27 protein-coding genes and 1 rRNA gene are annotated in these 26,904 nt (G+C 43.2%); all 28 read right to left on the bottom strand.

All coding sequences use genetic code 11. The features are described 5' to 3' along the window. Positions 1–126, bottom strand: a 16S ribosomal RNA gene (locus CLHUN_RS03635); the annotation flags it as partial. A gap of 707 nt (positions 127–833) precedes the next feature. After that, a complete protein-coding gene (locus tag CLHUN_RS03640; protein ID WP_242656428.1) occupies positions 834–1,205 on the bottom strand; it encodes an ATP-binding protein in 372 nt (123 codons plus the stop codon). Positions 1,206–1,328: 123 nt separating this feature from the next. After that, positions 1,329–2,075 (bottom strand): SigB/SigF/SigG family RNA polymerase sigma factor, encoded by a 747-nt coding sequence (locus CLHUN_RS03645; protein WP_080063219.1) that lies wholly within the window; start codon positions 2,073–2,075, stop codon positions 1,329–1,331. Between the two features lie 2 nt (positions 2,076–2,077). Then, the gene (locus CLHUN_RS03650; protein ID WP_080063220.1) at positions 2,078–2,467 is read right to left on the bottom strand and encodes an ATP-binding protein; all 390 of its coding nucleotides are present in this window, start codon (positions 2,465–2,467) and stop codon (positions 2,078–2,080) included. A gap of 78 nt (positions 2,468–2,545) precedes the next feature. Beyond that, on the bottom strand, positions 2,546–2,863 hold the full coding sequence (locus CLHUN_RS03655; protein ID WP_080063221.1) for an STAS domain-containing protein: 318 nt from the start codon (positions 2,861–2,863) through the stop codon (positions 2,546–2,548). Between the two features lie 76 nt (positions 2,864–2,939). After that, positions 2,940–3,854 carry a hypothetical protein gene (locus tag CLHUN_RS03660; protein ID WP_080063222.1) on the bottom strand — a complete coding sequence of 305 codons (915 nt, stop codon included), beginning with the start codon at positions 3,852–3,854 and terminating at the stop codon, positions 2,940–2,942. Positions 3,855–3,892: 38 nt separating this feature from the next. Beyond that, positions 3,893–5,395 carry a lysine--tRNA ligase gene (gene lysS / locus CLHUN_RS03665; RefSeq protein WP_080063223.1) on the bottom strand — a complete coding sequence of 501 codons (1,503 nt, stop codon included), beginning with the start codon at positions 5,393–5,395 and terminating at the stop codon, positions 3,893–3,895. Between the two features lie 153 nt (positions 5,396–5,548). Continuing rightward, a complete protein-coding gene (greA, locus tag CLHUN_RS03670; protein ID WP_080063224.1) occupies positions 5,549–6,025 on the bottom strand; it encodes a transcription elongation factor GreA in 477 nt (158 codons plus the stop codon). A gap of 613 nt (positions 6,026–6,638) precedes the next feature. Further along, positions 6,639–8,144, bottom strand: coding sequence for an IMP dehydrogenase (locus tag CLHUN_RS03675; protein ID WP_080063225.1), 1,506 nt, complete (start codon positions 8,142–8,144; stop codon positions 6,639–6,641). 150 nt (positions 8,145–8,294) lie between these two features. Then, a complete protein-coding gene (locus CLHUN_RS03680) occupies positions 8,295–8,798 on the bottom strand; it encodes a DUF6106 family protein (RefSeq protein ID WP_080063226.1) in 504 nt (167 codons plus the stop codon). 292 nt (positions 8,799–9,090) lie between these two features. Continuing rightward, entirely contained in the window at positions 9,091–10,722 is a 1,632-nt protein-coding gene (gene groL / locus CLHUN_RS03685) for a chaperonin GroEL (RefSeq protein WP_080063227.1), read from the bottom strand. Between the two features lie 72 nt (positions 10,723–10,794). Continuing rightward, entirely contained in the window at positions 10,795–11,079 is a 285-nt protein-coding gene (gene groES, locus CLHUN_RS03690; protein WP_080063228.1) for a co-chaperone GroES, read from the bottom strand. Between the two features lie 199 nt (positions 11,080–11,278). After that, the gene (locus tag CLHUN_RS03695; protein ID WP_080063229.1) at positions 11,279–12,688 is read right to left on the bottom strand and encodes a tetratricopeptide repeat protein; all 1,410 of its coding nucleotides are present in this window, start codon (positions 12,686–12,688) and stop codon (positions 11,279–11,281) included. Beyond that, the gene (hisIE, locus tag CLHUN_RS03700) at positions 12,689–13,339 is read right to left on the bottom strand and encodes a bifunctional phosphoribosyl-AMP cyclohydrolase/phosphoribosyl-ATP diphosphatase HisIE (protein ID WP_080063230.1); all 651 of its coding nucleotides are present in this window, start codon (positions 13,337–13,339) and stop codon (positions 12,689–12,691) included. 103 nt (positions 13,340–13,442) lie between these two features. Continuing rightward, on the bottom strand, positions 13,443–14,204 hold the full coding sequence (hisF, locus tag CLHUN_RS03705; RefSeq protein ID WP_080063231.1) for an imidazole glycerol phosphate synthase subunit HisF: 762 nt from the start codon (positions 14,202–14,204) through the stop codon (positions 13,443–13,445). 170 nt (positions 14,205–14,374) lie between these two features. Continuing rightward, positions 14,375–15,082, bottom strand: a complete 708-nt coding sequence (hisA, locus tag CLHUN_RS03710) for a 1-(5-phosphoribosyl)-5-[(5-phosphoribosylamino)methylideneamino]imidazole-4-carboxamide isomerase (protein ID WP_080063232.1) — start codon at positions 15,080–15,082, stop codon at positions 14,375–14,377. Positions 15,083–15,127: 45 nt separating this feature from the next. Then, complete coding sequence (gene hisH / locus CLHUN_RS03715) at positions 15,128–15,736, bottom strand: imidazole glycerol phosphate synthase subunit HisH (RefSeq protein WP_080063408.1); 609 nt, start codon at positions 15,734–15,736, stop codon at positions 15,128–15,130. 142 nt (positions 15,737–15,878) lie between these two features. Beyond that, complete coding sequence (locus CLHUN_RS03720) at positions 15,879–16,760, bottom strand: phosphoribosylaminoimidazolesuccinocarboxamide synthase (protein WP_080063233.1); 882 nt, start codon at positions 16,758–16,760, stop codon at positions 15,879–15,881. Positions 16,761–16,827: 67 nt separating this feature from the next. Beyond that, complete coding sequence (hisB, locus tag CLHUN_RS03725) at positions 16,828–17,412, bottom strand: imidazoleglycerol-phosphate dehydratase HisB (RefSeq protein ID WP_080063234.1); 585 nt, start codon at positions 17,410–17,412, stop codon at positions 16,828–16,830. A gap of 89 nt (positions 17,413–17,501) precedes the next feature. Beyond that, positions 17,502–18,578 (bottom strand): histidinol-phosphate transaminase, encoded by a 1,077-nt coding sequence (gene hisC / locus CLHUN_RS03730; protein WP_080063235.1) that lies wholly within the window; start codon positions 18,576–18,578, stop codon positions 17,502–17,504. Positions 18,579–18,638: 60 nt separating this feature from the next. Then, the gene (gene hisD, locus CLHUN_RS03735) at positions 18,639–19,955 is read right to left on the bottom strand and encodes a histidinol dehydrogenase (RefSeq protein ID WP_080063236.1); all 1,317 of its coding nucleotides are present in this window, start codon (positions 19,953–19,955) and stop codon (positions 18,639–18,641) included. 26 nt (positions 19,956–19,981) lie between these two features. Next, on the bottom strand, positions 19,982–20,626 hold the full coding sequence (hisG, locus tag CLHUN_RS03740; protein ID WP_080063237.1) for an ATP phosphoribosyltransferase: 645 nt from the start codon (positions 20,624–20,626) through the stop codon (positions 19,982–19,984). A 40-nt stretch (positions 20,627–20,666) separates the two neighbouring features. After that, on the bottom strand, positions 20,667–21,926 hold the full coding sequence (gene hisZ / locus CLHUN_RS03745; RefSeq protein ID WP_080063238.1) for an ATP phosphoribosyltransferase regulatory subunit: 1,260 nt from the start codon (positions 21,924–21,926) through the stop codon (positions 20,667–20,669). A 367-nt stretch (positions 21,927–22,293) separates the two neighbouring features. After that, a complete protein-coding gene (locus CLHUN_RS03750; RefSeq protein WP_080063239.1) occupies positions 22,294–22,677 on the bottom strand; it encodes a GerW family sporulation protein in 384 nt (127 codons plus the stop codon). Then, positions 22,647–23,360, bottom strand: a complete 714-nt coding sequence (locus CLHUN_RS03755) for a hypothetical protein (protein WP_080063240.1) — start codon at positions 23,358–23,360, stop codon at positions 22,647–22,649. Before CLHUN_RS03755 ends, CLHUN_RS03750 begins: the two co-directional genes overlap by 31 nt. Positions 23,361–23,381: 21 nt before the next feature. Continuing rightward, positions 23,382–23,846: a zf-HC2 domain-containing protein gene (locus tag CLHUN_RS03760; RefSeq protein WP_080063241.1), complete on the bottom strand. Its 465-nt coding sequence runs from the start codon at positions 23,844–23,846 to the stop codon at positions 23,382–23,384. Positions 23,847–23,869: 23 nt separating this feature from the next. Then, entirely contained in the window at positions 23,870–24,439 is a 570-nt protein-coding gene (locus CLHUN_RS03765; RefSeq protein ID WP_080063242.1) for an RNA polymerase sigma factor, read from the bottom strand. Positions 24,440–24,560: 121 nt separating this feature from the next. Further along, entirely contained in the window at positions 24,561–26,879 is a 2,319-nt protein-coding gene (gene yicI / locus CLHUN_RS03770; RefSeq protein ID WP_080063243.1) for an alpha-xylosidase, read from the bottom strand. Positions 26,880–26,904: the final 25 nt, after the last annotated feature.

Genomic DNA, 26,904 nt, shown 5'->3' on the forward strand with positions numbered 1-26,904 from the left:
CTCACAAGACGCTGGCTATAACCAGCATAGTTAGAATATTCAGTGTTAAACATGAAACCGCTCGACTTGCATGTGTTAGGCACGCCGCCAGCGTTCGTCCTGAGCCAGGATCAAACTCTCAAATTAAAATTTATATGTTTCGCAGATAAATCTGCTACGCAATTAACTTGATAAGCTTGTTAGCTCATTAAAATTGCTGACTTTTGTTCCAGTTCTATCTGTCTTCATAGAAGACTTTTAAAACCGGGTTGTAAAGTTCGCAAGTGAATTTGATTCGTTAAGAACCAAATTCTTTTACTCAATTTTTAGAATCCATTGGATTCTGGAATTTAAAAGAGTCCTTTACAATGTACACGAATGTACATACATTTGCATGTATTTGTCACTGTTTACTTTTCAAAGTCCATCCCTCAAAAGCGTTGATGTCATTGCCTTTCAGGGTTTATTACTGTTTGCTAGCCGCAAGCAGCTTAGTCATTGTATCACGCCATCCACTCAGTGTCAACACTTTTTTCAAAACTTTTTCAGACTGTTTAGCAACCTGACAACTTTTGATATTATGTCGTCCTTATCAGCGACGGCTTATATATACTAACATAATCTCGTTTTTATTGTCAAGGGTAAACAGGCAAGTAATTTGTGATTTTGGACCATTATATCAAAATACATCGTTATTATTCGTATGTTCTAATGAGTTCTGCAGTTTTCTTGAGTTTTGCCGCATTTAAAACTCATATTAACATATATTTTGATAAATTAATTGCAGAGGATAAGTACCGGTGCTTAAACAAACAAAGACCAGTGGAAAAATCCACTGGTCTTTGTTTGTACGTTTATCTCAAACTTTTAATTATAGACACCTTATTCCTGCACCTGCTAAACTTTACCTTGTCACAAAGCTGCCCTACTATAATAAGTCCCCTGCCGTGCTCATTAAATGAATTGTTGTTGGCTTCAAGATATTCATCCAGCTTCTGCAGCTCAATTTTTTGACTCAGCCCGCAACCTTCATCCCTCACACTTACATATAAATGTGAATCTCCGACTATCTTAACGGTAACGTAGGTTGCCTTATTGTCATCGCAGTTGTTTCCATGACAAATGGCATTAACTATAAGCTCATTTAGTATAACCTTAATTTCAAAAAGAGTATCTTCACTTACCAGATGCTCAGTCCTTATGACACTCAGCAATGTTTTAATCAAACACGAGAGGCCTTCAATATCATGCTTCACTGCATACGTTACGGCTTTCACAATTACACCTACCTAGTATAGAATACTAATATTAATACCCACTATTTAAGTATATAAACATGGGCAGAAATATTATAGTAAAATTCTGAACCTGTCCAGAATCTTCTTTTCCATTCGCGATATGTACATTTGTGACACACCAAACTTTTCTGCAATTTGTTTCTGCGTCAGATTTTGAATATATCTAAGGGTTATAAACTCTCTCTCCACATCCCCCAGCAATCTTAAAGCCTTTTCAATAAAATCCCTGTTCTCTATTTTCTCATAGGTCTTCTCATCATAACCCAACACATCATTCAAATCAGCTTCATTATCCTGATATATGCTTTGGTCCAGAGACTTGACCGCATTTGAACTCCCTGCCTCAATTATTTCCAGAACTGTTTCAACGCTTATACCCATATATGCGGCAATCTCATCAGCACGGGGAACCCTTTTCAATTCCTGTGTCAATTCATCCCTGGCCTTATTAAGCCCCTGTCTGGCTTCATATAATCTTCTTGGTATTTTGATGGAAGCACTCTTATCCCTGAAGAACCTTTTAATTTCACCCAATATCGTAGGTGTGGCAAAGCTTACAAACTTGACGCCCTTATCCGGGCTGAACCTGTCCACTGCCTTAATCAGAGCCATGCAAGCCACTTGATATATGTCATCGAAGTCCACACCTCTGTTTACAAACTTCTTAGCCAGGAACTCAGCCAGGTTTATGTATTTTGATACAATAGCGTTCCTGTATGCCACATCTTTACTTTCGATAAAATGAGAGAACAGTTCAGCCTCCTCCATTACTTCAATACTGCGGTTTACTTTTTCCATAGCTATTCTCCAATCTTCTTGGTCATAACAATGGAATCATCATTATTGCAAAGCTCAACTGAATCCATGAGCGCCTTCATAATGTATAAACCGTATTCGTTTTCCAGGGAATCCTTAAAACAATCAAACGGAATATTTTCTCCGGTAAAGGTTATACGAAGTGTATTCCCCTGGATATCGAAGCATACTCGATACTGATCGGCACCATTTGTCACCTTTGATAATATAATGTTGCAAACTTCCGCCACGGCCACCTTGATGTCTTCAATCTCATCAATATTAAAACCTATTCTGTTGGCTACACTTGAAGCCGTTAATCTCGCAGTACTGACATACTCCCTTTTCATGGGTAAAATCAGCGCAACATTGTCATACGTTATATTTCCATCCATATATAGTCTCCTTTTTTATTATCAAAAATAGGTACACAATTTATGTGTACCCATGATTTTAAGATTGCAAACTATAAATTAATCAATCTTAAATAATTTATCCAATCCTGTTATAATAAAAAGCTTCTTTATGTTGTCCTTCAAATTGCAAATATATATATTATTGTTCTCTTTCCTTATTTCCTTTAATGCTCCCACAAGAATGCCAAGACCGGTACTGTCTATATAGGAAAGCTCCTTACAATCTATATAAATATCACCCTTGGATGTGTTGATAACTTCATTCAGCTCATTCTTAAAGGTCTGACTGGTATATATGTCTATCTCTCCGGACAAGATTATACTGGTCCTGTCACCGTCCAGTTCTTTAGTTATCCTGAATTCACTACTTTCCATGTTAATACCCCCCATCAATATTTTTCAGGCTCTAGAGTTTACAACTACAGCCGTAAAACCTGCACTGCATATATTATTATTTGGTAAACAGCTTGACAAATTTCATGGCCAGCTCAAAATTCTTAGGTTCAACACGAAGAACAAGTATTTTTTCAGGTCCTATTATATTAAGGTCCTTAAAGAATTCACTGTTGGTTACGTCAATACCATAAAGCTTTGGCTCCGTATCGGCATATTTCTTAACCTCTCTGGGTTTATCGCCTGAAATTGTAGGCTCTTCCCATTCTTCAACAGCCCTCAGCTTTAAATAATCACTTTTAGAAACGTCAATGTCATTATCTTTTGCAATATCGTCCAGAGCCATAAAAGCACCGTTTATAGCATAGTTCTCAAAAGCATATTTGTTTACCAGGTAAACATCTATATCCGAGGCGGCAATCATTACCAAGGCCTTCTGCCAATAGGAATAGGACTGGGCATCCTCAAGGCTGGTTGACAATACGGCAGAATCTACAGCCACCACTTTGAGCTCAGGAAGATTTTCAACTATCTTCTGTTTGAAGCCCTCCTGCACGTCATAATTCACCTCTCCCAGCAAACCTATGGTGGTATCCGGCTCAACCCTTGTCACTATGGAATGGATAAAAATTGCAGCAATTATTACGGCGATGATTCCAATAATGATGTGAACTTTATAATAGTGAAAAAAATTATCCGCCTTTTTCCTATCTATACCGATCTTTTCAAAGGCCTTATCAGTATAAGTTTCCTTTTTCTCAACAACAGGTTCCTCAACCTCATACCCCATAATAATCCTATAGGCATCCGTTGACTTCTGGAATTCCGTCTCAGCTTCCTGATCCAGATTACCTTCCATCTTTAATATTTTGTATTTTTTTAAAATTACATCATATTTTTTTTCTATCTCTTCTTTAGATGAGGCTTTTGTAACTCCAAGAATTTTTCTTGCATCCTGCAATGTGTACTTCAAAACCAACCCCTCCTAGCTCGCCGTCGGACAACTGAAGCCTAATCTCTCGGCTTCATGGTAGGGAATAGCAATATATCCCTTATAGATGCCGAGTCTGTCAATAATATTATAAGCCGGTCAACGCCTATGCCCAATCCGCCGGTTGGTGGCAAACCATACTCCAGTGCGGTAATATAATCCTCATCCATCATGTTTGCTTCTTCATCGCCGGATTCTCTCTTCTTAACCTGACCTAGAAATCTTTCTTTCTGATCGATTGGGTCATTCAACTCGGAATAGGCGTTTGCCATTTCCCTACCGGTAATAAACAATTCAAAACGCTCAGTCAGCTCAGGACAATCCGGCTTTCTCTTGGTAAGCGGTGAAACTTCAACCGGATAATCATATATGAATGTAGGCTGAATCAAATTACTTTCTGCAAACTCTTCAAACATCAGATTCAAAATCTCTCCGCGGGTCATACCTGCCTTGACGTGGACCTTTTTTGCCTCGGCTGCGGCTTTGGCTTCATCATCGGTCTTTATATCATTAAAGTCCACACCTGCGTACTTCCTTACAGCTTCTATCATGGACATCCGGTTCCAGGAGGGTGTAAGATCAACTTCCTGACCCTGATATACTATTTTGGTGGTTCCCAAAGCTTCCATTGCCACCGTTGAAATAAGGTTTTCGGTAAGGTCCATCATTCCCTTATAATCAGTATATGCTTCATAAACCTCCATCAGAGTAAATTCCGGATTATGCTTTACAGACATTCCTTCATTTCTGAACATCCTGCCCATCTCATATACCTTTTCCATGCCGCCCACAATAAGTCTCTTCAAGTATAGCTCGGGAGCTATTCTTAAATACATATCTATATCCAGTGTATTGTGATGAGTTACAAAGGGCCTTGCAGTGGCTCCGCCGGGAATTGTATTCAATAGTGGCGTATCAACCTCCAGGAAGCCTCTGTCATCAAGGAATTTTCTGATGGATTTAATGATTTTACTCCTCAGGATGAAGGTATTCTTCACCTCCGGATTTACAATAAGGTCTACGTATCTCTGTCTGTATCTCAAATCGGTGTCTTTGAGCCCATGCCATTTCTCAGGCAGTGGAAGAAGTGACTTTGACAGGAGAGTAATCTCTTTTACCTTTATTGATATCTGGCCCATATGCGTTTTAAATATTTCACCCTTAACACCAACAATATCACCTATATCATATTTCTTAAAAAGTTCATAGCTTTCCTCTCCAACTTCATCCTTTCTCACATAAAGCTGAATTCTGCCATCCCTGTCCTGCAGGTCACAGAACCCCGCCTTTCCCATGCCCCTCTTAGACATGACCCTTCCGGCTATTGATGTGTTCTGCCCTTCAAGTGCTTCAAAATTATCCAATATATTCTTTGTGGAATTCTGTACATCATACTTGACTATCTTGAAAGGATCATTATTATTGTCCTGCAGATCCTTTAACTTTGAACGGCGTATCCTGAGCAGTTCACTTAAATCCTGTTCTTCGTTTTGCTGATTGGCTTGCATATTTTCTTCCGACATTATATCCTCCAAAGCAATCTATTTAATTAAATATGATTTGTTTATAAAAAACAGTTTACACTTTTGATGTAAACTGTCAGTATAATTATATATTAGTTTATGTTTTTGTGGCAACATCTAAATGTAAACATTATATTAACTACTTTATAGCAACTACTTTGATATTTCAAGAACCTTAAACTTTATAGCCCCGTCAGGAACCTGAACTTCAACAACTTCTCCCACCTTGTGTCCCATAAGTGCAGCACCCACAGGCGATTCGTTTGATATCTTGGACTTGAGAGGATTTGCTTCGGTTGATCCCACGATCAAATACACCACTTCCTCTTCAAACTCAACGTCAAACAGCTTAACTTTTGAGCCCAGACTGACAACATCAGTTTTAACGTCATCCTCATCAATCAGGCGGGCATGCTTAAGCATTGATTCAAGCTGGACTATTCTGCCCTCTACCTGTGCCTGCTCATTCTTCGCCTCGTCATACTCAGAATTTTCCGATATATCTCCAAATGAAAGTGCCTGCTTGATTCTCTCAGCAACTTCTTTTCTTTTTGTTCCTCTAAGAAATTCCAACTCTTCTTCTAATTTTTTTAAGCCTTCGTAGGTTAATACGACTTCTTTTGCTGACATTTGAAGCCCTCTCCTTTACCGTTAATTTTTTCTGCTAACCCTAGTACAACATTCGGTAAATCCTGGCACATAATTGGGGTATATTTTGGGAACTACATCGTTATCGAAAAGAACAACATTGTTGTTCTTGATTGGAATAAAGCAATTATTCCGCACTCCCCCGCCTTGTATTTCCAAAAAATCTCCTCCAAATTTATGCACCCTATTTATCCAATGTTGTACTTGTAGTCTTTAACATCTTAATTCATGCATCGCCGACGGTCAAATTCCCTTCGGGGACAATATACGTTTTTTTGCTGTTACAGACTACCAGCACAATTAAAAAGCATCCTGTTATCTTATCTCCATAATTATGCTGTTATATCCATCATATTTCACAAATATAGAAAAAATTCAAAGCCTTAGGTCAGCTATATCGCTAACTTATTATAAATTACATATAAAATAATGTCAAGAAGCCTTCCACCAATATTTTACATATAATTAAATCATTTGCAATTCATCCAAAAGCATACATTTTCTGCTCTTCGATTTACCGTGCGGGTTTCAGCCGACGTATATATTAGAATATGCAGCATATGCTTTTTTAGACCTGACTTTAACAATTCCCATATCACGATGAGGACAGCTCCTTGTCTTTAAGTATGACATCATGAGCTCCGCCTTCCTTGATACTTGTAGCAGATACAAGCGTCAATCTGGCCTTTTGCTGTAATTCATATACCGACAGTGCACCGCAGTTGCACATTGTTGACTTTATCTTGTGTATGGTGGTATCCAGATTGTCCTTAAGCTTTCCAGCATATGGCACGTAAGAATCCACACCTTCCTCGAAGCCCAGCTTGGAATCTCCTCCCATATCATATCTTTGCCAGTTTCTTGCCCTGTTTGAGCCTTCTCCCCAATATTCCTTTACAAAGTTTCCGCCAACCTTTATCTTCCTGGTAGGACTTTCATCAAACCTTGCAAAGTATCTGCCCAGCATGACGAAATCTGCGCCCATGGCAAGAGCAAGTACGATGTGATAATCGTGAACTATTCCTCCATCCGAGCATATGGGGATGTATATGCCGGTTTCTTTAAGGTACTCGTCTCTGGCAGCAGAAACTTCAATAACTGATGAGGCCTGTCCTCTTCCAATACCCTTCTGCTCTCTTGTGATACAAATGGAGCCTCCTCCGATACCTACCTTTATAAAATCAGCGCCTGCCGCTACAAGATACCTGAAGCCTTCCCGGTCCACAACATTACCGGCCCCAACCTTTACCTCACCTTGGAAATTCTCCTTGATCCACTTGATGGTATCTGACTGCCACTCACTGTATCCGTCGGAAGAATCTATGCAGACCAGGTCTACTCCTGCATCCACCAAAGCAGTTACACGCTCCTTATAGTCCCGGGTATTGATACCTGCTCCCACAATCAAGCGCTTGCTGCCATCCAGTAATTCATTGGGGTTTTCCTTGTGGCTGTCGTAGTCCTTTCTGAAAACCAGGTACACCAGTTTCTGCTGGTCATCAATAATAGGCAGGCAGTTCAGTTTGTGCTCCCATATCATGTCATTTGCTTCTTTGAGGGTTATGCCCTCCTGTCCGTATATCAACTGTGAAAACGGTGTCATGAACTCGTTGATTTTTTGGTCAAGTGAAGCCCTGCTAAGCCTGTAATCCCTGCTTGTAACTATACCCACAAGCCTGCCTGTGGGCGTTCCATCCTCTGTGACGGCTATGGTGGAGTGACCTGTTCTTTCCTTGATATCAACCACATCTCTGAGGGTATTGTCAGGTCTCAAGTTACTGTCACTGACAACGAAACCGGCCTTGTACTTTTTTACTTTCCTTACCATTTCCGCCTGATTTTCTATACTTTGTGATCCATAAACAAATGATACTCCACCGCACTTTGCCAGGGCTATGGCCATGTTGTTATCCGACACCGACTGCATTATAGCCGATGCCACAGGTATGTTGAGCTGCAGTGACGGCTTTTCTCCAACCCTGTACTTAACCAAAGGCGTTTTTAATTCTACGTTCCCAGGCATGCATTCCTTGGTGCTAAGATTGGGAACCAGAAGATATTCACTGAATGTTCTTGACGGTTCGTTATAAAAATAAGCCATTTTTCCAAAATCCTCCTTGATCGGAAATATAAAATTTGTATTATAAAATTATATAAATACCTGATGCGTTTGCATCAAGCATCATTTATTATTATTTAAAAGGCAAATGGCTGTAGTGTCCGCCATCTGCCTTATTATTATCAAATAATATCATTCGAATACTTTTCTTGGAATGTACTTTTTAAAGGACTCAACCATCTTGGGATGTGGTTCGAATAACACCAGCGTCCTGTTTCCTTCTTTTGTTGCGGTTATAAAATATATATCCGGAGAGTCTATGGAAGTAAAAGCATTTATGCGCTTCTTAATGCTCTGCACATTACTGTCAAACTGTCCGCTGGTCAGCTTTGCAACCATGTCGAAATCCTTGCAGCTCCCTGAAAATATTCTCTTGCGCTTCCTCTGTGCTATGATCATATCTATGTCCAGGTCGCCGTTGGTCACAATATACTCGTATTCGACGCTTCTGTTCCTGACAAACATATAGGCCAGATAACCTATGCCAACAATAAGGAACGGCAAAAAGGCAGATAAAAATGACAAGGAAAATAAAAACAATATTATTATCAATGCCGACAATATGATACTTATGCTTACCATGATGTCCACTATAGTTTTCCTGCGCTTAACGATCTTCTCCAAAAATATATCCACGTAGACCCCTCCTGCGAAGTTTATCCTACATACAACTATACTTAGAATTTTAGTATTTTCTTATTATATAACATTATGTAATATTATTTCTAAGCTTTTTATACATAATAATAAATTAATGAAATAATATCAAGTATTATTTTAAGGTTTTGCATTATTTTTTATGATTTTCAAAATCATTTATAAAAATATCCATGCTTATATATAAATTCATGACAGTCCGGTAAAACAAAAGAGGATGGCTTTATGAAACGAACAGTTCCTCTGCCACCCTCAACATTTCAATTGTCTATTAGTACATTCCGCCCATTCCGCCCGGCATTCCACCTGGCATAGCCGGTGCTTCCGGTTCCGGTTTGTCTGTTACCAGACTTTCAGTAGTGAGAACCATAGCTGCCACTGAAGCTGCATTTTGAAGTGCAGATCTTGTAACTTTTGCCGGGTCTACAATACCGCTTTCTATCATATCAATATATTTTTCGTTGAGAGCATCAAAGCCAACACCCTTTTTGCTTGCCTTAATCTTGTCAACTATTACCGAGCCTTCCAGTCCTGCATTGGCAGCAATCTGTCTTACAGGCTCTTCAAGAGCTCTCAATATGATTTGTACACCTGTCTTTTCATCACCGATAGTAGTTTCAAGCAATTTTGCCACATCAGGTATTACATTTATCAATGCAGTGCCGCCTCCGGCTACGATACCCTCTTCAACCGCAGCTCTTGTAGCAGCAAGTGCATCATCTATTCTCAATTTCTTTTCTTTCATTTCAGTTTCAGTTGCAGCACCAACCTGAATTACAGCAACACCGCCGGACAGCTTGGCAAGCCTTTCCTGCAGCTTTTCCCTGTCAAAATCAGAGGTTGTGTCTTCAATCTGTGACTTGATTGAAGCGATTCTGTTTTTGATTTCCTGCTGATCTCCTGCTCCGTCAACAACTATGGTATTTTCTTTCTGAACTATTACCTGTCTTGCTCTTCCAAGCTGTGTCAACTGGGTTTCCTTAAGGTCAAGGCCCAATTCCTCGGTAATTACTTCTCCGCCTGTCAATACGGCAATATCACGGAGCATTTCCTTTCTTCTGTCACCGAAGCCTGGAGCTTTGACAGCCACACAGGTAAAGGTTCCTCTCAGCTTGTTGACGATAAGGGTCGTAAGAGCCTCTCCCTCAACATCTTCAGCAATGATTAAGAGTTTTTTGCCCTGTTGAACTATTTGTTCAAGTATTGGAAGTATGTCCTGAATATTTGTCAATTTCTTGTCTGTTATAAGTATATATGGGTCTTCGAGAACAGCTTCCATCTTCTCAGTGTCGGTAACCATGTAAGCTGAGAGATATCCTCTGTCAAACTGCATACCTTCAACAACTTCAAGGTTTGTACCCATGGATTTTGATTCTTCAACGGTTATAACACCATCATTTGTAACCTTTTCCATAGCATCTGCAATAAGCGTTCCTATTACATCATCATTAGCTGAAATTGTAGCAACTCTTGCGATATCTTCTTTACCCTTGATGTTCTGGCTGTTTTCCTTGATTCCTGCAACTGCCACATCAACAGCTTTCTGTAAACCCTTCTTTAAAATCATGGGGTTTGCACCTGCCGCAACATTTTTCATACCTTCTCTGATAATAGCCTGAGCCAAAAGAGTAGCCGTAGTTGTACCGTCACCTGCTACGTCATTGGTCTTGGTAGCAACTTCCTTGACAAGCTGTGCACCCATGTTTTCAAACTTGTCTTCAAGCTCGATTTCTTTAGCTATGGTTACACCATCATTAGTTATCAGGGGTGATCCGAATTTCTTATCTAATACAACATTACGACCCTTAGGTCCGAGAGTAACCTTAACAGTATCAGCTAACTGGTTTACACCCTTTTCAAGTGCGCGTCTAGCTTCTTCACCAAACTTTATTTCCTTCGCCATGTTCTATAGCCTCCTTATGATTAAAAACTGAACTTTGTAAAAACCGCAAATCAAGCTTTTATTCCCCGCATATTATTCTACAACTGCAAGGATATCGCTCTGCTTCAGAATTGTATACTCCTGCCCGTCAAATTTGACTTCGGTACCGGAATATTTGCTGGTAAGAACCCTGTCTCCAACTTTTACTTCCATTTTTATTTCTTTTCCATCAACAACTGTACCAGGGCCAACAGCTACAACTTCCGCAACCTGTGGTTTTTCCTTGGCGCTGCCCGGCAATACTATACCGCTCTTGGTAGTTTCTTCGCTTTCAAGCATTTTAATAACTACTCTATCACCTAATGGTTTTATCTTCATTATTTTACCTCCTCGAATTTCGTAACTTTTTGTTAGCACTCACTATTAACGAGTGCTAATTACATTTATTATATTATATATTGGTTAAAATATAATCAAACATCTTATTTGAATAAATTCAGCTATTTTTTGGCATATAAGCCATTCTTGTTGTTGTTATCTATAATTTTCTTCCAATTACTTTAATTTTCTCAAATTATCACTGATGGATATTCAAACTCTTTATTGCCTTGTTCAGCAATTCTACAGATATCTGATACTTTCGGGCCAGCTCACCCTTTTCCATATCTATATGGAAAAGCCTGCAGTAGGCATATTCCAGTGCAGCAGAGTACATATCCGGACTGCCGGGCTCCAATTCCGCCGGTTCCTCCGTACGGCTGAGAGCTCCCTGCAACAAGCCTATTATTTCCTTTCTATAATGTCTACTATACATTATTTCCCTTTTGCTGACAGTACCTTCTATTATAGGCATATATCTTTTCGGGAGCCTTACCCGGCGCATATCCCGCTCCAAAAGCCCATAATAAACAGAGGGCTCATACTTGTAATTTACAGGTTCCTGAATCAGTGAAAACAACTTGATGTATTCTGCTATGGAGTTTTCTGAAATACTCAGGAAATTATCCGGGTCAATGACGTGTGCCATCCACCCGTCAATTTCCGGTTCGCCTGGAAAACAACCTGCAGATATCCTGCTCAATTCAGCCGCCTTTTCAGTTCTTCCTGTAATTGCATACCCCAGCAGCAATATTGAATAAATCAGTTGGTCCTTATGATTGGCAGAGTATACTTCAATGAATTTAACCAGTTCTTCATTTCTATGAAATATAATAAGAGTGGTAGCAATACACAGCAGATCTTCTCTGTTTTCTGCCGGCAAATACGGCAGCATATCCAGGGAATGGGAAAGAGATACCTTCTTTTTGGCCTGGTGCAAGAGATAAGTGCCCAGGCAGTTGCTCCACACATCCTCTCCGTCTATCATCCCCACTGTGGAATTTATATAGCCTGCACGGATGTATTGCTGTATATCCAGCAGCACCAGCGTGAGAAGGTTTCTGGCCTCCCTGTCCAGCGGATTGGCAGAAACTGACCGGTAAAGGCAATTCACAGCTTTCTCTTTATTGCTCTCCAAAAGATACTTCTGGGCTTTTTTCAGATTTGATGCGGAGGTCTTAAGAAATCTGTTATTATGTGATACCTCACTGTACAGCTTGAGGTAAAAAGACATCTCGGTAATCTCGTAGCTGAACTCGCCCTCGGCATCGAAATACAGATATTTGTCAAAATATTCTGCCGACTTTTCATTATTGCCCACCTCGAAGCTGTTGCAGCCCAGGCCGAAAAAGCAGTCGTACATTGTGGGCTCAAAATTGATCAGTATGTCGCTGAACAGCCTGTTTGCCTCATTGGGGCGCTGAAGTTCAGACAAAAAGCAAGCCATATTGAACTTGTACTCACTGTTGTCGGGCTCCAGTTCCAGAGCCTTGGTCAAGTTTCTATATGCCTCGCTCAGATTCTTCTTGTTTGCAAATCTCAAACCCTTTGAAAAATAGAATTCGGGATTATTTCTATATTCATTTATTCTGAGGATATTATTCTTCACTTATCTTCTTCCTCTTAATTCTCCATATATGTCTTCCAGGGTGACGCCTCTTTCAACCATCAGAACCATAAGATGATACATGAGGTCTGAAATCTCATATCTTATTTCTTCCTTTGACTTGTTTTTTGCAGCTATTATAACTTCCGCAGTTTCTTCCCCGACCTTTTTCAATATTTTATCCAGGCCCTTTGTAAACAGGTAATTTGTATACGAACCTTCCTTTGGGTGAATTGTCCTGTCAACAATTACGTCATAGACCTCTTGAAGTATCTTTGCTGTCAGTTCCTCATCCCCCTGCTCTGCCGGAGCCTTTTCAGACCATTCACCGTCCTCCAGCGCCCTGTAAAAGCAGGTCTTGCTGCCGGTATGGCATGCCGCACCTAGCTGTTCCGCTTCTATAAGCAGCGTATCCCCGTCACAGTCAAGCTTAACAGACTTAACCAACTGATAGTTCCCGGAGGTTTCTCCCTTGAGCCACAATTTATTCCTGCTGCGGCTGTAATATGTAACCTTCCCTGTTTCTACAGTTTTATCAAAGGCTTCCTCGTTCATATAAGCGACCATTAAGACTTCCTTTGTCTTATAGTCCTGCGTAACCACCGGTACAAGACCTCTATCATCAAATTTTATTGATTCCTTTAGCTTTCCCATGAAAACGCCTCCATACATTTTATTTGAAATCAGCTATTTGTGTGCCCCCTTGCCGACAGGCTCCATAGGCTTTTATGGGGCATTTTTTCTTCACTGCTATTTATTATAGTCTAGTTTCTATTCCATTACTACTTAAATATGACTTTAGTTCGCGAATTTCCATTTCTCTGAAATGAAAGAGTGATGCCGCCAGTACAGCGTCAGCTTTTCCCTCCACCAGGGCCTCTTTGAAGTGTTCCATTTTGCCTGCTCCACCCGATGCAATCACCGGAATTTTTACATTTTCCGAAATGGCCCTCGTCAGTTCTATATCGTAACCGTCCTTTGTACCATCCTTGTCCATGCTGGTAAGCAAGATTTCTCCGGCCCCCAGCTTTTCAGCTTCAATGGCCCATTGAACGGCATCCTTTCCAGTGTTGACCCTGCCTCCGTTAAGATATGTTTCCCAACCGGAGCCGTCAGGCCTGCGCTTGGCATCTATAGCAAGCACCACGCACTGGCTGCCGAACTTCCAGGCAGCCTCCGAAATCAGTTGAGGCCTTTTAAGCGCCCCCGAATTAACTCCCACCTTGTCCGCTCCGGCCTTCAATATTTCTCTGAAATCATCCACTGTCCTTATGCCGCCGCCCACGGTAAAGGGTATAAAAACCTGTTCGGCAACACGCCTGACAACATCCACCATGATACTTCTTGCATCCGAGGATGCCGTTATATCCAGGAAGGTGAGTTCATCAGCTCCCGCTTTATCATAAAAAGCAGCCGCCTCAACCGGATCTCCCGCATCTATAATATTTACAAACTGGACACCTTTTACAACTCTTCCCCCACGTACGTCCAGACAGGGAATGATTCTTTTTGTAAGCATATTAATTCCATGCCTCCCATCTCGCACAAAACTCCATGGAAGTCACGGCATGGAATCGGTGCCACATTTTTATTTGCTTCAAAATTTCTTTCAACCTCTACTCCTTTTGGAAATAGATGAGTATCGTATTACTAAAACTACAAGCCTTGAAGCTCAGGAACATGTGCGGTTTATGCCTCAATGGCCGCCTTCAGTTCCAGATTTCCGGTATACAATGCCTTACCCACAATGACACCGCTGACACCTGTGGCCTTCAAATCGGTTATATCCTTCAGACAGCTTACTCCCCCTGAGGCAATAACCGAAATTCCTACTGCTTTTGCCATCTCACTCATTGCCGCAAGATTTGGCCCCTGGAGCATGCCATCCCTGGCTATGTCCGTATATATGACGGTCTTTGCCCCAAGCTCTGAAACCTTCCTGGCAAAAGCTACGGCAGTCAAGTCACTGGTCTTTTCCCAACCGTGGATGGCAACCCTTCCGTCCTTTGCATCTATTCCCACCACAATTTTTTCGTTGTATTCCTTTAGCGCAGTCTTAAGCATTTCCTGATTGTTTACTGCGGACGTTCCAAGTATTACCCTGCTCAAGCCCCCGGACAGAAGGCTCTCGACAGTATCAAGACTTCTTATGCCTCCCCCCACCTGGACTGGGATTTTCAAGGTTCTGGCCATCTGTTTTATTATTTCGTGATTTTCCGTATTGCCTGACCGCGCAGCATCAAGATCCACCACATGAAGATATCCGGCGCCCTGGCTCTCCCATTTCAGCGCCATCTCAACCGGGCTGTCCCCGAATACGGTTACTTCACTGTAGCTGCCCTGCGCAAGTCTCACACACTTGCCGTTTATTATATCAATTGCGGGATATACTAGCATTTCAACCTCCTGAGCCTAAAACCGGCCCCAAATGTCCATGGATTATCATAGTGCTGCAAAATTTCTGAGTATATTCAGCCCCACCTCACCGCTCTTTTCAGGATGGAACTGGGTTCCCATTATATTTTCCCTTGCAACCGCGGCATCATAGGTAATCCCGTAATTGCAGGCAGCGGCTACCTCACTGCGCTCTTGGGCAGTCAGATAGTATGAGTGGACAAAATACACATAGCTGTTTTCCCTTATACCCCGGAATAAACCGTCCCTCTGCTTTATGCCCAGGCTGTTCCAGCCCATGTGCGGAACCTTCAGACCCATGTCAAGAGGAAATTGTGTTACGCTGCCTTTAAGCAAGCCAAGGCCCGGCACCCTTTCCCCTCCTTCGGTGCTATAGTCGAACAGGAGCTGCATTCCAAGACAGATGCCCAGAAGCGGTGTCCCTTTTCCGGCCACCTGCCGTATTACTGCTGTCATATTTGACTTTTCCAGGCTGTCCATTGCATCCGCAAAGGCTCCTACTCCCGGCAGGACCACCTTTTCGGCAGCAAGTATCTGTTCGGGCTCGGAGGTAATAACGGAATCAACCCCTATAAAGCTGAAGGCTTTGTTTACACTGGCCAGATTCCCCACACCGTAGTCGATTATAGCAATCATAATTATTTCCATGCCTCCCATCTCGCACAACCCCCCATGAAATTCATGGCATGGAATCGGTGCCACATCTTTATTTGCTTCAAAGTTTCTTTCAACCTTCTTCTCCAATCATACACCGGCAGGCTGCTCCCCCAAAAGGGTCCTAAAACTTTTTTCCGGTTATTCTCTCATAGGCTTCAATATATTTTGCCTCGGTCTTTCCGATTACTTCTTCCGGCAGGGCAGGCGCAGGGGGCTGTTTATCCCAGTCGAGACTTTCCAGATACTCTCTCAGGAACTGCTTGTCAAAGCTCTTCTGAGCCTTCCCGGGCTCATATTCGTCCATAGCCCAGAATCTGGAGGAGTCAGGCGTAAACATCTCGTCACCCACCACCAGTTCACCGTCGGACATTCCAAATTCAAATTTTGTATCCGCCAATATAAGACCCTTGCTTTCGGCGTGCCGGCTTGCTTTCCTGTACAGGCTTATGCTTGACTCCTTCAGCTTGTTGGCCAGCTCTGTGCCGATTTTTTCACAGAGAGTCTCAAAAGATACATTTATGTCATGCCCTTCCGACTCTTTTGTAGAAGGTGTAAAAATAGGTTCAGGAAGTCTGTCACCCTGCTTGAGTCCCGCAGGAAGCTTGATTCCGCATATTTCCCCGGTCTGCTGGTACTCCTTTAAGCCTGAGCCTTCAAGATAGCCCCTGACTATGCATTCCGCCGGAACCATTTCTATTTTTTTCACCAGCATGGACCTGCCTTCCAGCTCTTCCTTGAATTGAGAAAGTCCCTCAGGGTACTTGCTCACATCGGTAGTAACCACGTGATTGCCGATTACATCCTTTGTATAATCAAACCAAAAGGCTGATATGCTGTTTAAAACCTTTCCCTTGTTGGGAATAAGTTCGGAAAAAACAACATCAAATGCCGATATCCTGTCAGTTACAACTATGAGCAGTTCATCGCCCAAATCATAAACATTTCTAACCTTGCCCTTTATGAACAAAGGTAATTTGATAAAATCAGTGTCGTTAATAAGCATAATATCCTCCAACTCCAGGTTTGACCTGTTTGCCTTGAAAAAATTAAAATTTATTTGAAAGCCATGTTTACAGCGTACCTTTTGTAGACATCACTCCAACTATTCTTGTGTCAATTTTTGTAGCTTCATCAAGCGCCTTTCCGAACGCCTTGAATATGGCTTCTATTATGTGATGGCAGTTGCTTCCGTGCAAAAGCTTGACATGAAGAGTAATGCCGGCGTTGAAAGCTACCGCTCTGAAGAACTCCTCCACCATCTGAGTGTCCATCTGTCCAACCATCTGACGGGTCATACAGGCATCAAATACAAGGAAAGGTCTGTCACTTAAATCCAGCGAAACCTGAACCAGCGCCTCATCCATTGGAACAAAGGCTGTTCCGTATCTTTTTATTGATCTCTTATCTCCCAACGCCTGCCTGATGGCCAACCCCAAGGCTATGCCGGTATCTTCCACCGTGTGATGGGAATCCACATGCAGGTCACCGTTTACTTCAAAAACGGCGTCCATAAGGCCGTGCCGTGCAAACAGCACCAGCATGTGGTCAAAGAAGCCTATTCCGGTATTGGCAGTACAGTCTCCCTTTCCGTCAATATTAATCTGAAGCTTGATCTGGGTTTCTTTTGTATTTCTGCTAACCAAGCCTTCTCTCAAAGGTATCCCCCCGTTCATTTTCATATTTCAAAATCCAAACCAGCCACTAATCTTCCGAACTATTTTGGGATTTTTCTTATAAATGTTCGTTAATCATTATAACAGATTGATTTGAGTTCATCAAGCAGAATGGTATTTTGCTGCTCGGTTCCCACGCTTATGCGGAGGCAGTTCTCCAGAAGGGGTGAAGCACCGAATATTCTTATAAATATGCCCTTTTCACATAGCTTTTTATATACCTCTTTACATCTGTCTGCTTTTACAAGTATGAAGTTGGAATGTGACTGGAATACCTGAATGCCCCGGATTTGCTCCAGCTCTCCCGAGAGGCGTTTTCTTTGGTCCACAAGATATTGGACATTTTTTCTGATTTCGTCCTTTTCCTCCAGAACCAGTTGTGCCGTGTACTGGGACAGGCGGCTTATATTATAGGGAGCCCTGGCAAGATTTACGGCTGCTGTGAGGGCAGGCCCGGCTATGCTGTACCCGCATCTGATGCCGGCAAGCCCGTAAGCCTTTGAAAAGGTTCTGAGGACAATAAGGTTTTCAAATTCAAGTGTGTGCGGGATCACAGTAGTGTCACAAAATTCTGCGTAGGCCTCATCCACTACTACCACCGCATTTTTGCAATACCTTACCACCTGGAGCACGTCTGCCGCAGGCATTATATTGCCCGTGGGGTTATTGGGGTTGCAGATATACACAAGCTTTGGCTTTTCCCGGTCATAAGCTTCAAATATTGTCTCTTTGCAATATTCAAATCTCTGTCCGGGTTCAAGAATATACTTTACAGGTGTTCCGCCTGCTATTATGCAGGAATCCCCATACATTCCGAAGGAAGGGGCGGGATAAAGCACCTTGTCCCCGGGGCCTACAAATACATTGGCAATGACCTGTATCAGTTGATCCGAACCTGTTCCTACGATTATATTTTTATAGTCCACAGTCCAATGCTCCGAAAGAGCTTTTCTGAGTTCTACCGAATCTGTATCAGGATACAGATTCAGCTTGGGGTCCTTTAAAACGTATTCTGCCAGCTTTTGCCTTGCAGCGGCAGGGAGGTTGAAGGGGCTCTCATTGGCATCCAGCTTTATCCTGTAGGGCTGCTGGTTGGCATTATATGGTATGAATGACCGTATTTCAGGCCTTATTAATTCTTCAATCATAATGTATTCCATCCTTATTTGAATTTTCCGCCAACGCCTTTATTTACAAGGCGGACAATACTATTTTCCAGAACTGCCGGTAAATCTGACCCGTATGGCATTCGCATGGGCATCCAGAAGTTCCGCCTCAGCAAACCTTATTATATCCTGGCTGGTTTTTTCCAAAGCAGCCCTGTTATAGTATATAAGGCTTGATTTTTTAATAAACTGATCCACATTGACGGGTGATGAAAAGCGTGCAGTTCCGCTTGTGGGCAGTACGTGGCTTGGCCCTGCCATATAGTCTCCCAGCGGTTCGGGAGAATAATTCCCAATAAATATTGCACCTGCATTTTTTATTGCTCCCAGAAGGCCCATAGGCTCCTCAACGCATATTTCCAGATGCTCGGGAGCAATGCTGTTTGAAACTTCTATGGCTCTTTCAATATTTTCCACCAGCACTGCATAGCCAAAATCCTTAAGAGCCTGTTGTGTTATTGTGCCGCGGCTCAAGGTGGAGAGCTGCAGCTCAATCTGCCTGGAGACCTGCTCAATCAGGCTTGCGTCGTCAGTTACAAGTACGGAGGATGCAAGCTTGTCATGCTCTGCCTGGGAAAGAAGGTCAGCGGCCACATATTCCGGCTTTGCAGTGGAATCCGCAATTATGAGTATTTCACTTGGCCCTGCAAACATGTCAATATCGCAGTCACCAAATATCAGACGCTTTGCGGTAGCCACATATACATTTCCAGGGCCGCATATTTTATCCACCGCGGGAACGGTTTCGGTGCCATAGGCCATAGCACCGATGGCCTGTGCGCCGCCCACCCTGAAAACCTGCTCCACACCCGCTTCTCTTGCAGCAACAAGTATGGCCGGATTTACACTGCCATCCTGTGACGGCGGAGTGCACATGATTATTTTTGATACCCCGGCAACCTTCGCCGGAACTGCAGTCATCAGCACAGAGGAGACCAGCGGAGCCGTTCCCCCGGGTACATACAAGCCCACCTTTTCCAAAGGGCGCACCAACTGCCCCAGAACAGTTCCATCCTCTGCCGGACTGATCCAACTGTTCTGAAGCTGCTTTTCATGAAAGCTCTGTATATTTTGCTTCGACCTTCTTATGGTCTCCAGCAATTCCGGCGCTACAGCCGCATAAGCGGCAGTTATTTCCTCTTCCGGCACCCTGACACTGTCTATTTCGGCCTTGTCAAATTTCCTGCTGTATTCTTTGAGGGCTTTGTCTCCCTCCATACGCACATTTTCCAGGATATCAGCCACAATTTTAATTACGCTGGCACCCTCCTGTGTCCCGGTGCGCTGTGTGAGCTTCCGGTACAGTTCTTTCGCCTTAATGCCATTTTCATCTTTCGTAAGATCCAATACGTTTATCATACCCTACCTCCGCGCGGCTCTCATAACTAGCGTCTCAGCAGAAGCTGCCGGCGCACTCCGTCTATTATTTTCTGAATCCTCTCATTTTCCATCTTCATGCTCACTCTGTTGACCACCATTCTGGCACTTATGTCAGCTATGTTGTCCAGCACAACAAGTCCGTTCTCCTTCAGAGTCCTTCCGCTTTCAACCAGGTCCACTATGACTTCGGACAGTCCTACAAGCGGCGCAAGCTCCACCGAACCGTTAAGCTTTATTATCTCCACGCTTTCGCGCCTTGTCTTTTCAAAATAATTTCTTGCAATATTGGGGTATTTTGTTCCCACTCTTCTGATGGTAAGTTCATCTATTTTTCCCTGAAGCTCTGCCGGACCTGCCAGCGCCATTTTGCAGGCTGCGAAGCCAAGGTCCAGCACCTCGTACAGGTTTCTTCCCTCTTCCAGGATTGTATCCTTTCCGACTATACCTATGTCGGCAGTGCCGTACTCAACATATGTAGGAACATCGGCTGGCTTTGCAAGGAAGAATTTGATCTTGTTCTTCTCATCGCATAAAATCAATTTTCTGGTTGATGACTTTAATTCCGAGCAATCTATTCCAATAGCTTCAAACAGCTCTACTGACATCTCTGTAAGTCTTCCCTTTGATAGGGCAATGGTTAAATACCTCATATTCCCTCCGTCATACACTCTCAAATTGTTTATCATGTTCTCATTTGCTGTTGAGAATAGCTTCAATACTGGTCTCGCTGACAATATCGTTTTCCAGGTCATGCACCAGTATCCTTCCGTCAGCCTCAATAAGTATCACTCCGCCTATCTGCTTTGAGCGGGCATATTCCAAGCCCTTCTCAATGCCCTCCCCCAGCATCATGGTTTCAATGTTCATATCCTGTTTCCTCAGAGTCTCTGCAATTTCAATGGCACTTTTCCTGCTGTTTTTCTTGTAGCAGATCAGTGAGTCCACGCCGGGCCTGTCTTTGGACAGCAGCGTTTTTCCCAGCGCCATCATCAGCATGTTTATGCCTATTGAAAACCCTATGGCGGGGCAGTCCTTTCCAAAGGTCGAGGTGAGACTGTCATATCTTCCTCCCGAAAGAATGGGGAAGCCAACCCCGTAGGTAAAACCTCTGAATATTATGCCTGTATCGTAATCAGGGCCCTTCAGCATGCCCAGGTCAATGGATATATACTTTGTCAGGCCATAATCCCTGAGTATGTTGATTACCTCTTCTATATTTTCTATTGCCGCAAGGCTTTTCTTATTTTTTGTAATCTTTTTCAGCTTTTCTATCACGTCCAGGGACCCGAATAACCCCGGCAGCTTCAGGATCAATTCCCTCAGCTCGTCCGGCATGCTGTAGCGGTCTACTATCTCTTCAACCCCTACATAGTCTTTTCTGTCAATCAGTTTTGAAATTCCGGCAATATCTTTCTCGGAAAGTCCTGCTTCCTCAGCCAGACCATTAAAGAAGCCGACCTGGCCGATGTCTATCTGGAAGTTTTCCAGTCCTGCTGCTTTCAGGGTATTTATGGCGACAGCTATTATCTCGGCGTCACTCTCGCAGGAGGAATCCCCCAGCAGTTCCACTCCTACCTGGGTGAACTCGTTCTGGCGTCCTCCGCCTACCTCATTGAACCTGAACACATTTCCTATATAGGAATACTTTATGGGAAGCTGTACATCCCTGTTTTTAGTTGCGGTGATTCTCGCCACAGGAACAGTTATATCCGGCCTGAGAACAAGTATCCTGCCCTTCTGGTCGAAGAACTTCACCATGCCCTCCTGTGGAAAGGATTCTATATCTGTTGAGAATACATCAAAAAATTCAATTGTGGGCGTCTCAATTTCATAAAAGCCGTAGGATCTGAAGGTTTTTCTGATGCGGCCTTCCATTTCCTTTTTTGCATAACACTCATCAAACAGGATATCCTGAACTCCGTCAGGAGTATAAATCTTCCACTTTGACATAAATACCTCACTGTTAATTTATTTGTAATGTTCATACTGTCACTTTATTAATCTTCTTTACTTTATTATGATAAAGTTGTAAAGCGGTACATTAATAAATTATATTTATTATATTTTATTTTATTATACCAGTCAATAGGAAAAATTTAAAATAAAAGACGGGGTAAAGGAATTTGTTGCATTGGCGGGAAGTCCATTAAAATAAGCTGTCCGCCAGTTTGCTCCAGAATGAAAAAGGCCCATCATACGGTTTATACCGCCACGGGCCTTCCGCATTATCATGCCGGAGTGCCCGCCAGCTCCTGCATGATGCAGGAGTAACGGTAAATCACCTATGATGAGCCATTTACTCAATCAGCTATCTTTACTACTCTTCCAGCTTTTCTTCAACAACTTTTTCTTCCTTCTTTTCCTGGATTTTTTCAATTATGCCGGGAACCATGTCCACCAGCTTATCCAGTCCGCCTGACTTTCTTATTGGCAGCAGCTCCACTTTTTCACCCTGAATCACAAGTACCGCAGTAGGAGATATTCTCGCTCCCGTACCTCCTCCGCCGCCTATGCCTCCGTTGCCCTTTTCATCGGTGCCGTTGCCGCCCCCGGTTCCAAGCCCGAAGGAAAGATTTATAAACGGTACGATTGTTGTCTCCCCGATCTTTATCGGATCTCCAACCACTGTCTTAGTCTTCAGAAAATTCTCCAGTTTGTCAAAAATAGTTTCTACGCTTTCTTTAAAATCAAAGTTCGCCATGTTTTTATTCTCCTTTTTATTATTATTTTAAGATTTTTTAACCAGATGCTTCTTACCGGGCGGGTCAGTACAAATTCCAGTGCCGCCCCCAGCAGGTAGTAGAGCCGGATACTGCCTGCCATTGTCAAGCTGCCTGTTGTTGCATCATCCTCAAAATCAGGCTGCAAATCAATATTGTATCTATTTAAAATTGCAAATCCCTGTCCCTGCAGGGCGCACAGCAATCCGGCATACAGCGGATCTCCGAAGCCGCCCTTCAGGCTGAGTTCAAAGCTTTCGGGCTTGCAATGGTTCAGTATCTTTAAAATGCAGTAAAGGCCTTTTTTTATAACCTCCCGGGTAAGATAGCCATAGGGGCTTTTACGTTTGCGTTCCTTTTTTGGTTTCTTTTTCTGATTTTCACTTTTTTCCTCATTGTCGTCAGCCGGCCTGCGCTCCCCGGCTTGCAGCTTTTTATGAAATCCCAGTATTCTGACGCCGGAAGAAAGCCGCCCTTCGTTATAACCGGCGTTTATCCTTACTCCTCCATACAGCCAGGTGACAGAGGCCCTAAACCATCCATTTTCATATTTCCCCCCTGAAAAACCGTATTTAAACGGAATAAACAATACCAGAAGGAGCACCGCAAGTATTATCAGCAATATGCTCTTTAAAATGTATCCCAGAACTATTAAACCCAGCATTTATACCTCCCGGAAAGTCTGCTATTTTGCCGCCAGCATCCTTTTGACACCTTTCCTTACCCCCTTGCCCACTCCCTTTGCAAGGTCTTTTGACGCTTTCTTCAGCATTTCGGGAGTTTGCTTTGCCCCGGGCAGATATTCCATAAATTTGCGGGACATTTTTATATTATTCAACTGCATGTTGATAATCTGTCTGGCCGGACTTGTTTGCTCCCTGCCAAGAGCCTTGTCTATGAGACCTTCGGCCATGCCCTCCAGCTCCTCCGGATATTCCAGGGCATAGTTATTTTTGTTTCCAAGCTCCCAAAACATAAGCTTAAGCTCGGAGAGTTCTCTCCTGCATGTTTTGCATATGCTTAAATGTTCCTCTATAAAAAGCTTTAAAAGCGGGTCCACGATACCTTCAAGATAATCCTGAAGCAGGGCTTTATCCATTTTTCCGCAGCTATTTTCATTGTCCGTGTTAAGATTAAGTGCTTCCTCCATATGCGCCTCCCGTTTTTGTTATACTACAGCTCCCAGACACCTTGTCTGACCAGATTTTCCTTTATTGTGGCTCTGCCCTTATGTATCAGCGTTTTTACAGTCCCTGCCGGCAGCTTCATGGCCCCTGCTATTTCCTCATATTTCATCTGCTTCATATGTCTGAGCAGCAATGCCATCCGTTGATTGTCGGGAAGTTTTTTTATGGCTTCCTCCAGGGCTTTTTTCGTATCCTTGCACACTATAGCCGCTTCGGCAGTATCGGAGGAGCATACTATGTTTTGAAGTTCATCGCCGTTTTCATTAGTTTCATTGAGTGAAACATTTTCCCTTTTGCTTCTTATAAAGTTCAGGCACTTATTCACAGTGATCTTTTTGATCCAGGGAAGGATTGAATACTGCTCCTTGAAGCCTCCGAAGGCCTTGAACACGGATATGAATACCTCCTGCGTCATGTCCAGGGCATCCTCCTTGTTTCCTGAATAATGAAAGGCAATTGAGTAGACGTATTTTTTATATCTTTCATACAGGAGTTCCAGGCCCCTTCTGCTATTCTTCTGGTATTCTCTGAATATTGTTATATCCGAAACCTCCAATTACCCTATCACCACCCTCTTATTGAGCCTTCTAATATATATACACTTCAAATTAAAAAAAGTTTTAGAATTTTGTAATTTTCTAAAACTTTTTTATCTGATTATTTATTTTTTTAATTTTTCATCCAACTATTTTAAAGGTGATTTCATCAGAACCTTCAAGGTAAATAAGCTCAGCACCCAGGGGATGGGCTTCAAAGGACGCCCCCTTCAAGTTGCTCACCGCTCCCACGTTTCTCATTATTATTGAATAGTTCCTTATCCCGCTGACAGCAACCGACACATTTTCACCGTTTCTGGCTGCCCTGACCAGACCTTCAGGCCTTCCATCCATGCTGTAAATGGTTGCAGCAGCAGGCTCAGCCTCTCCCAGCTCGAAAATATGAAAAGTGGTGTCCTTAAGGTAGTCATAATCAGGAACGTTTTCGTTGCTTCCCACCGCAATTATGGAATTTGGCCTTACCATAAGGGGAAGACTCATGAAATCGTGTTTTTCATACTGCCAGGCTCCGCCGGACACCCTCCGGTTTGAAATAAAATTTGTCCATGTCCCCTCCGGCAAATAATAATCCACACTGCCCTCTTCATTAAATACAGGAGCAACCAGCAGGGAGTCTCCCAGCATATACTGGGTATCCAGGTAATCACAGGCTCTGTCCCTTTCAAACTCCAATATCATGGGCCGCATGGACGGTACTCCACATATGGCGGTGTCACAGGCGGTACTGAATAAATAGGGCATGATTGAGCATTTTAGCCTGCTGAAATACCTCACTACATCCACCGACTCTTCGTCAAACAGCCAGGGTACCCTGTAGGAACTGCTGCCATGAAGCCTGCTGTGAGTGGACAGCAAGCCGAATGCAGCCCACCTTTTGTATAAATCAGGAGCTGCCGTATTTTCAAACCCGCTTATATCATGACTCCAGAAGCCAAAGCCTGACATGCACAGTGACAGGCCCCCTCTCAGGCTTTCAGCCATGGATTCGTATCTGGACACACAGTCGCCGCCCCAATGTACGGGAAACTTTTGTGAGCCCACCGTGGCACTTCTGGCAAACAATACGGCTTCTTCCTTTCCAAAGCGCTGCGCCAGCAAGTCATAAACCACCTTGTTGTACAGGTAGGTGTAGTAATTGTGCATTTTTTGAGGATCTTCACCATTGTGGTACACCACGTCGGTGGGAATTCTTTCTCCGAAGTCTGTTTTGAAGCAATCCACACCCATATCAAGCAGTTCATTCAGTTTACCGGCATACCACTCACAGGCGGCAGGATTTGTAAAATCCACGATACCCATTCCAGGCTGCCATAAATCCCACTGCCAGGCTTCACCATCCTCAAGCTTTAAAAGATAGCCGTTCTCCGCAGCCTGGCCGAACAGTACGGACTTCTGCGCAATGTAGGGGTTTATCCATACGCAAATCTTTAACCCTTTTTCCTTCAATCTTTTCAGCATGTTCACAGGATCCGGGAAAACCTCCTTGTCCCATTGGAAGCTGCACCACTCATATTCCTTCATCCAGAAACAGTCAAAATGGAAAACCCGCAGAGGAATATCCCTTTGAAGCATTCCATCCGCAAAGGAGGCCACAGTATTCTCGTCATAATCCGTGGTGAAGGAAGTTGTCAGCCACAGGCCGAAAGACCATGCCGGCGGCAGAGAAGGCCGGCCTGTAAGTGCAGTGTAGTTATGTATGACTTCCTTCAGGTCTCTGCCTCCCACCACAAAATAATCCAGGCTCTCTCCGGAAACACTGAACTGTACTCTGGATACGGCCTCGGAGGCCACCTCAAAGGACACCTTTTCCGGATGATTTACAAATACCCCATAGCCTTTGTTGGTAATATAGAAGGGAATGCTTTTATATGCCTGTTCCGACGAGGTTCCCCCGTCTTCATTCCAGATATCGATGCTCTGCCCGTTTTTGACAAAGGCGGAAAACCTCTCTCCCAGTCCATAAACACATTCTCCCACCGACAGGTCCAGTTGCTCCCGCATATAGGCCCCCTGGCCTTCAACTGTTATGTATCCCATTTGGCCCCTGCCTGTTTTTGTCAGAAGTCTGCCACGGTAATAAAAGCTCATGGAGAAATCCACTTTGTCAACGCGAACCAGGGTTTCTCCGCTTTTCAACACCAATTGCCGGTCTTCATCGCATATTTCAGGAACGAACCCATTATTAATATTCAGTTCAAATTCAGGGTCCTTCTGTCTTTTTATAAAATGCCGGGAAACTACTCTGATAATATCACTGCAGGGTGAACTAAGCTCAATGGTGAGCATTGGCCCCTGCAAAGTCTGTCCCCGGTGCAGGATTTTGTTAACCGGAGCATATAATATTATCGAATTTCCATTAATACGGTAGTCCCTGACTTCCGCCGGCGAATGTATGGCGACGCCCTTTCTCTTTTGCCAAAAGCCGTCTGTGAACTTCATACCTGACCCTCCATTTCATAACCAG

Source organism: Ruminiclostridium hungatei (assembly GCF_002051585.1).
Classification (GTDB): domain Bacteria; phylum Bacillota; class Clostridia; order Acetivibrionales; family DSM-1351; genus Ruminiclostridium; species Ruminiclostridium hungatei.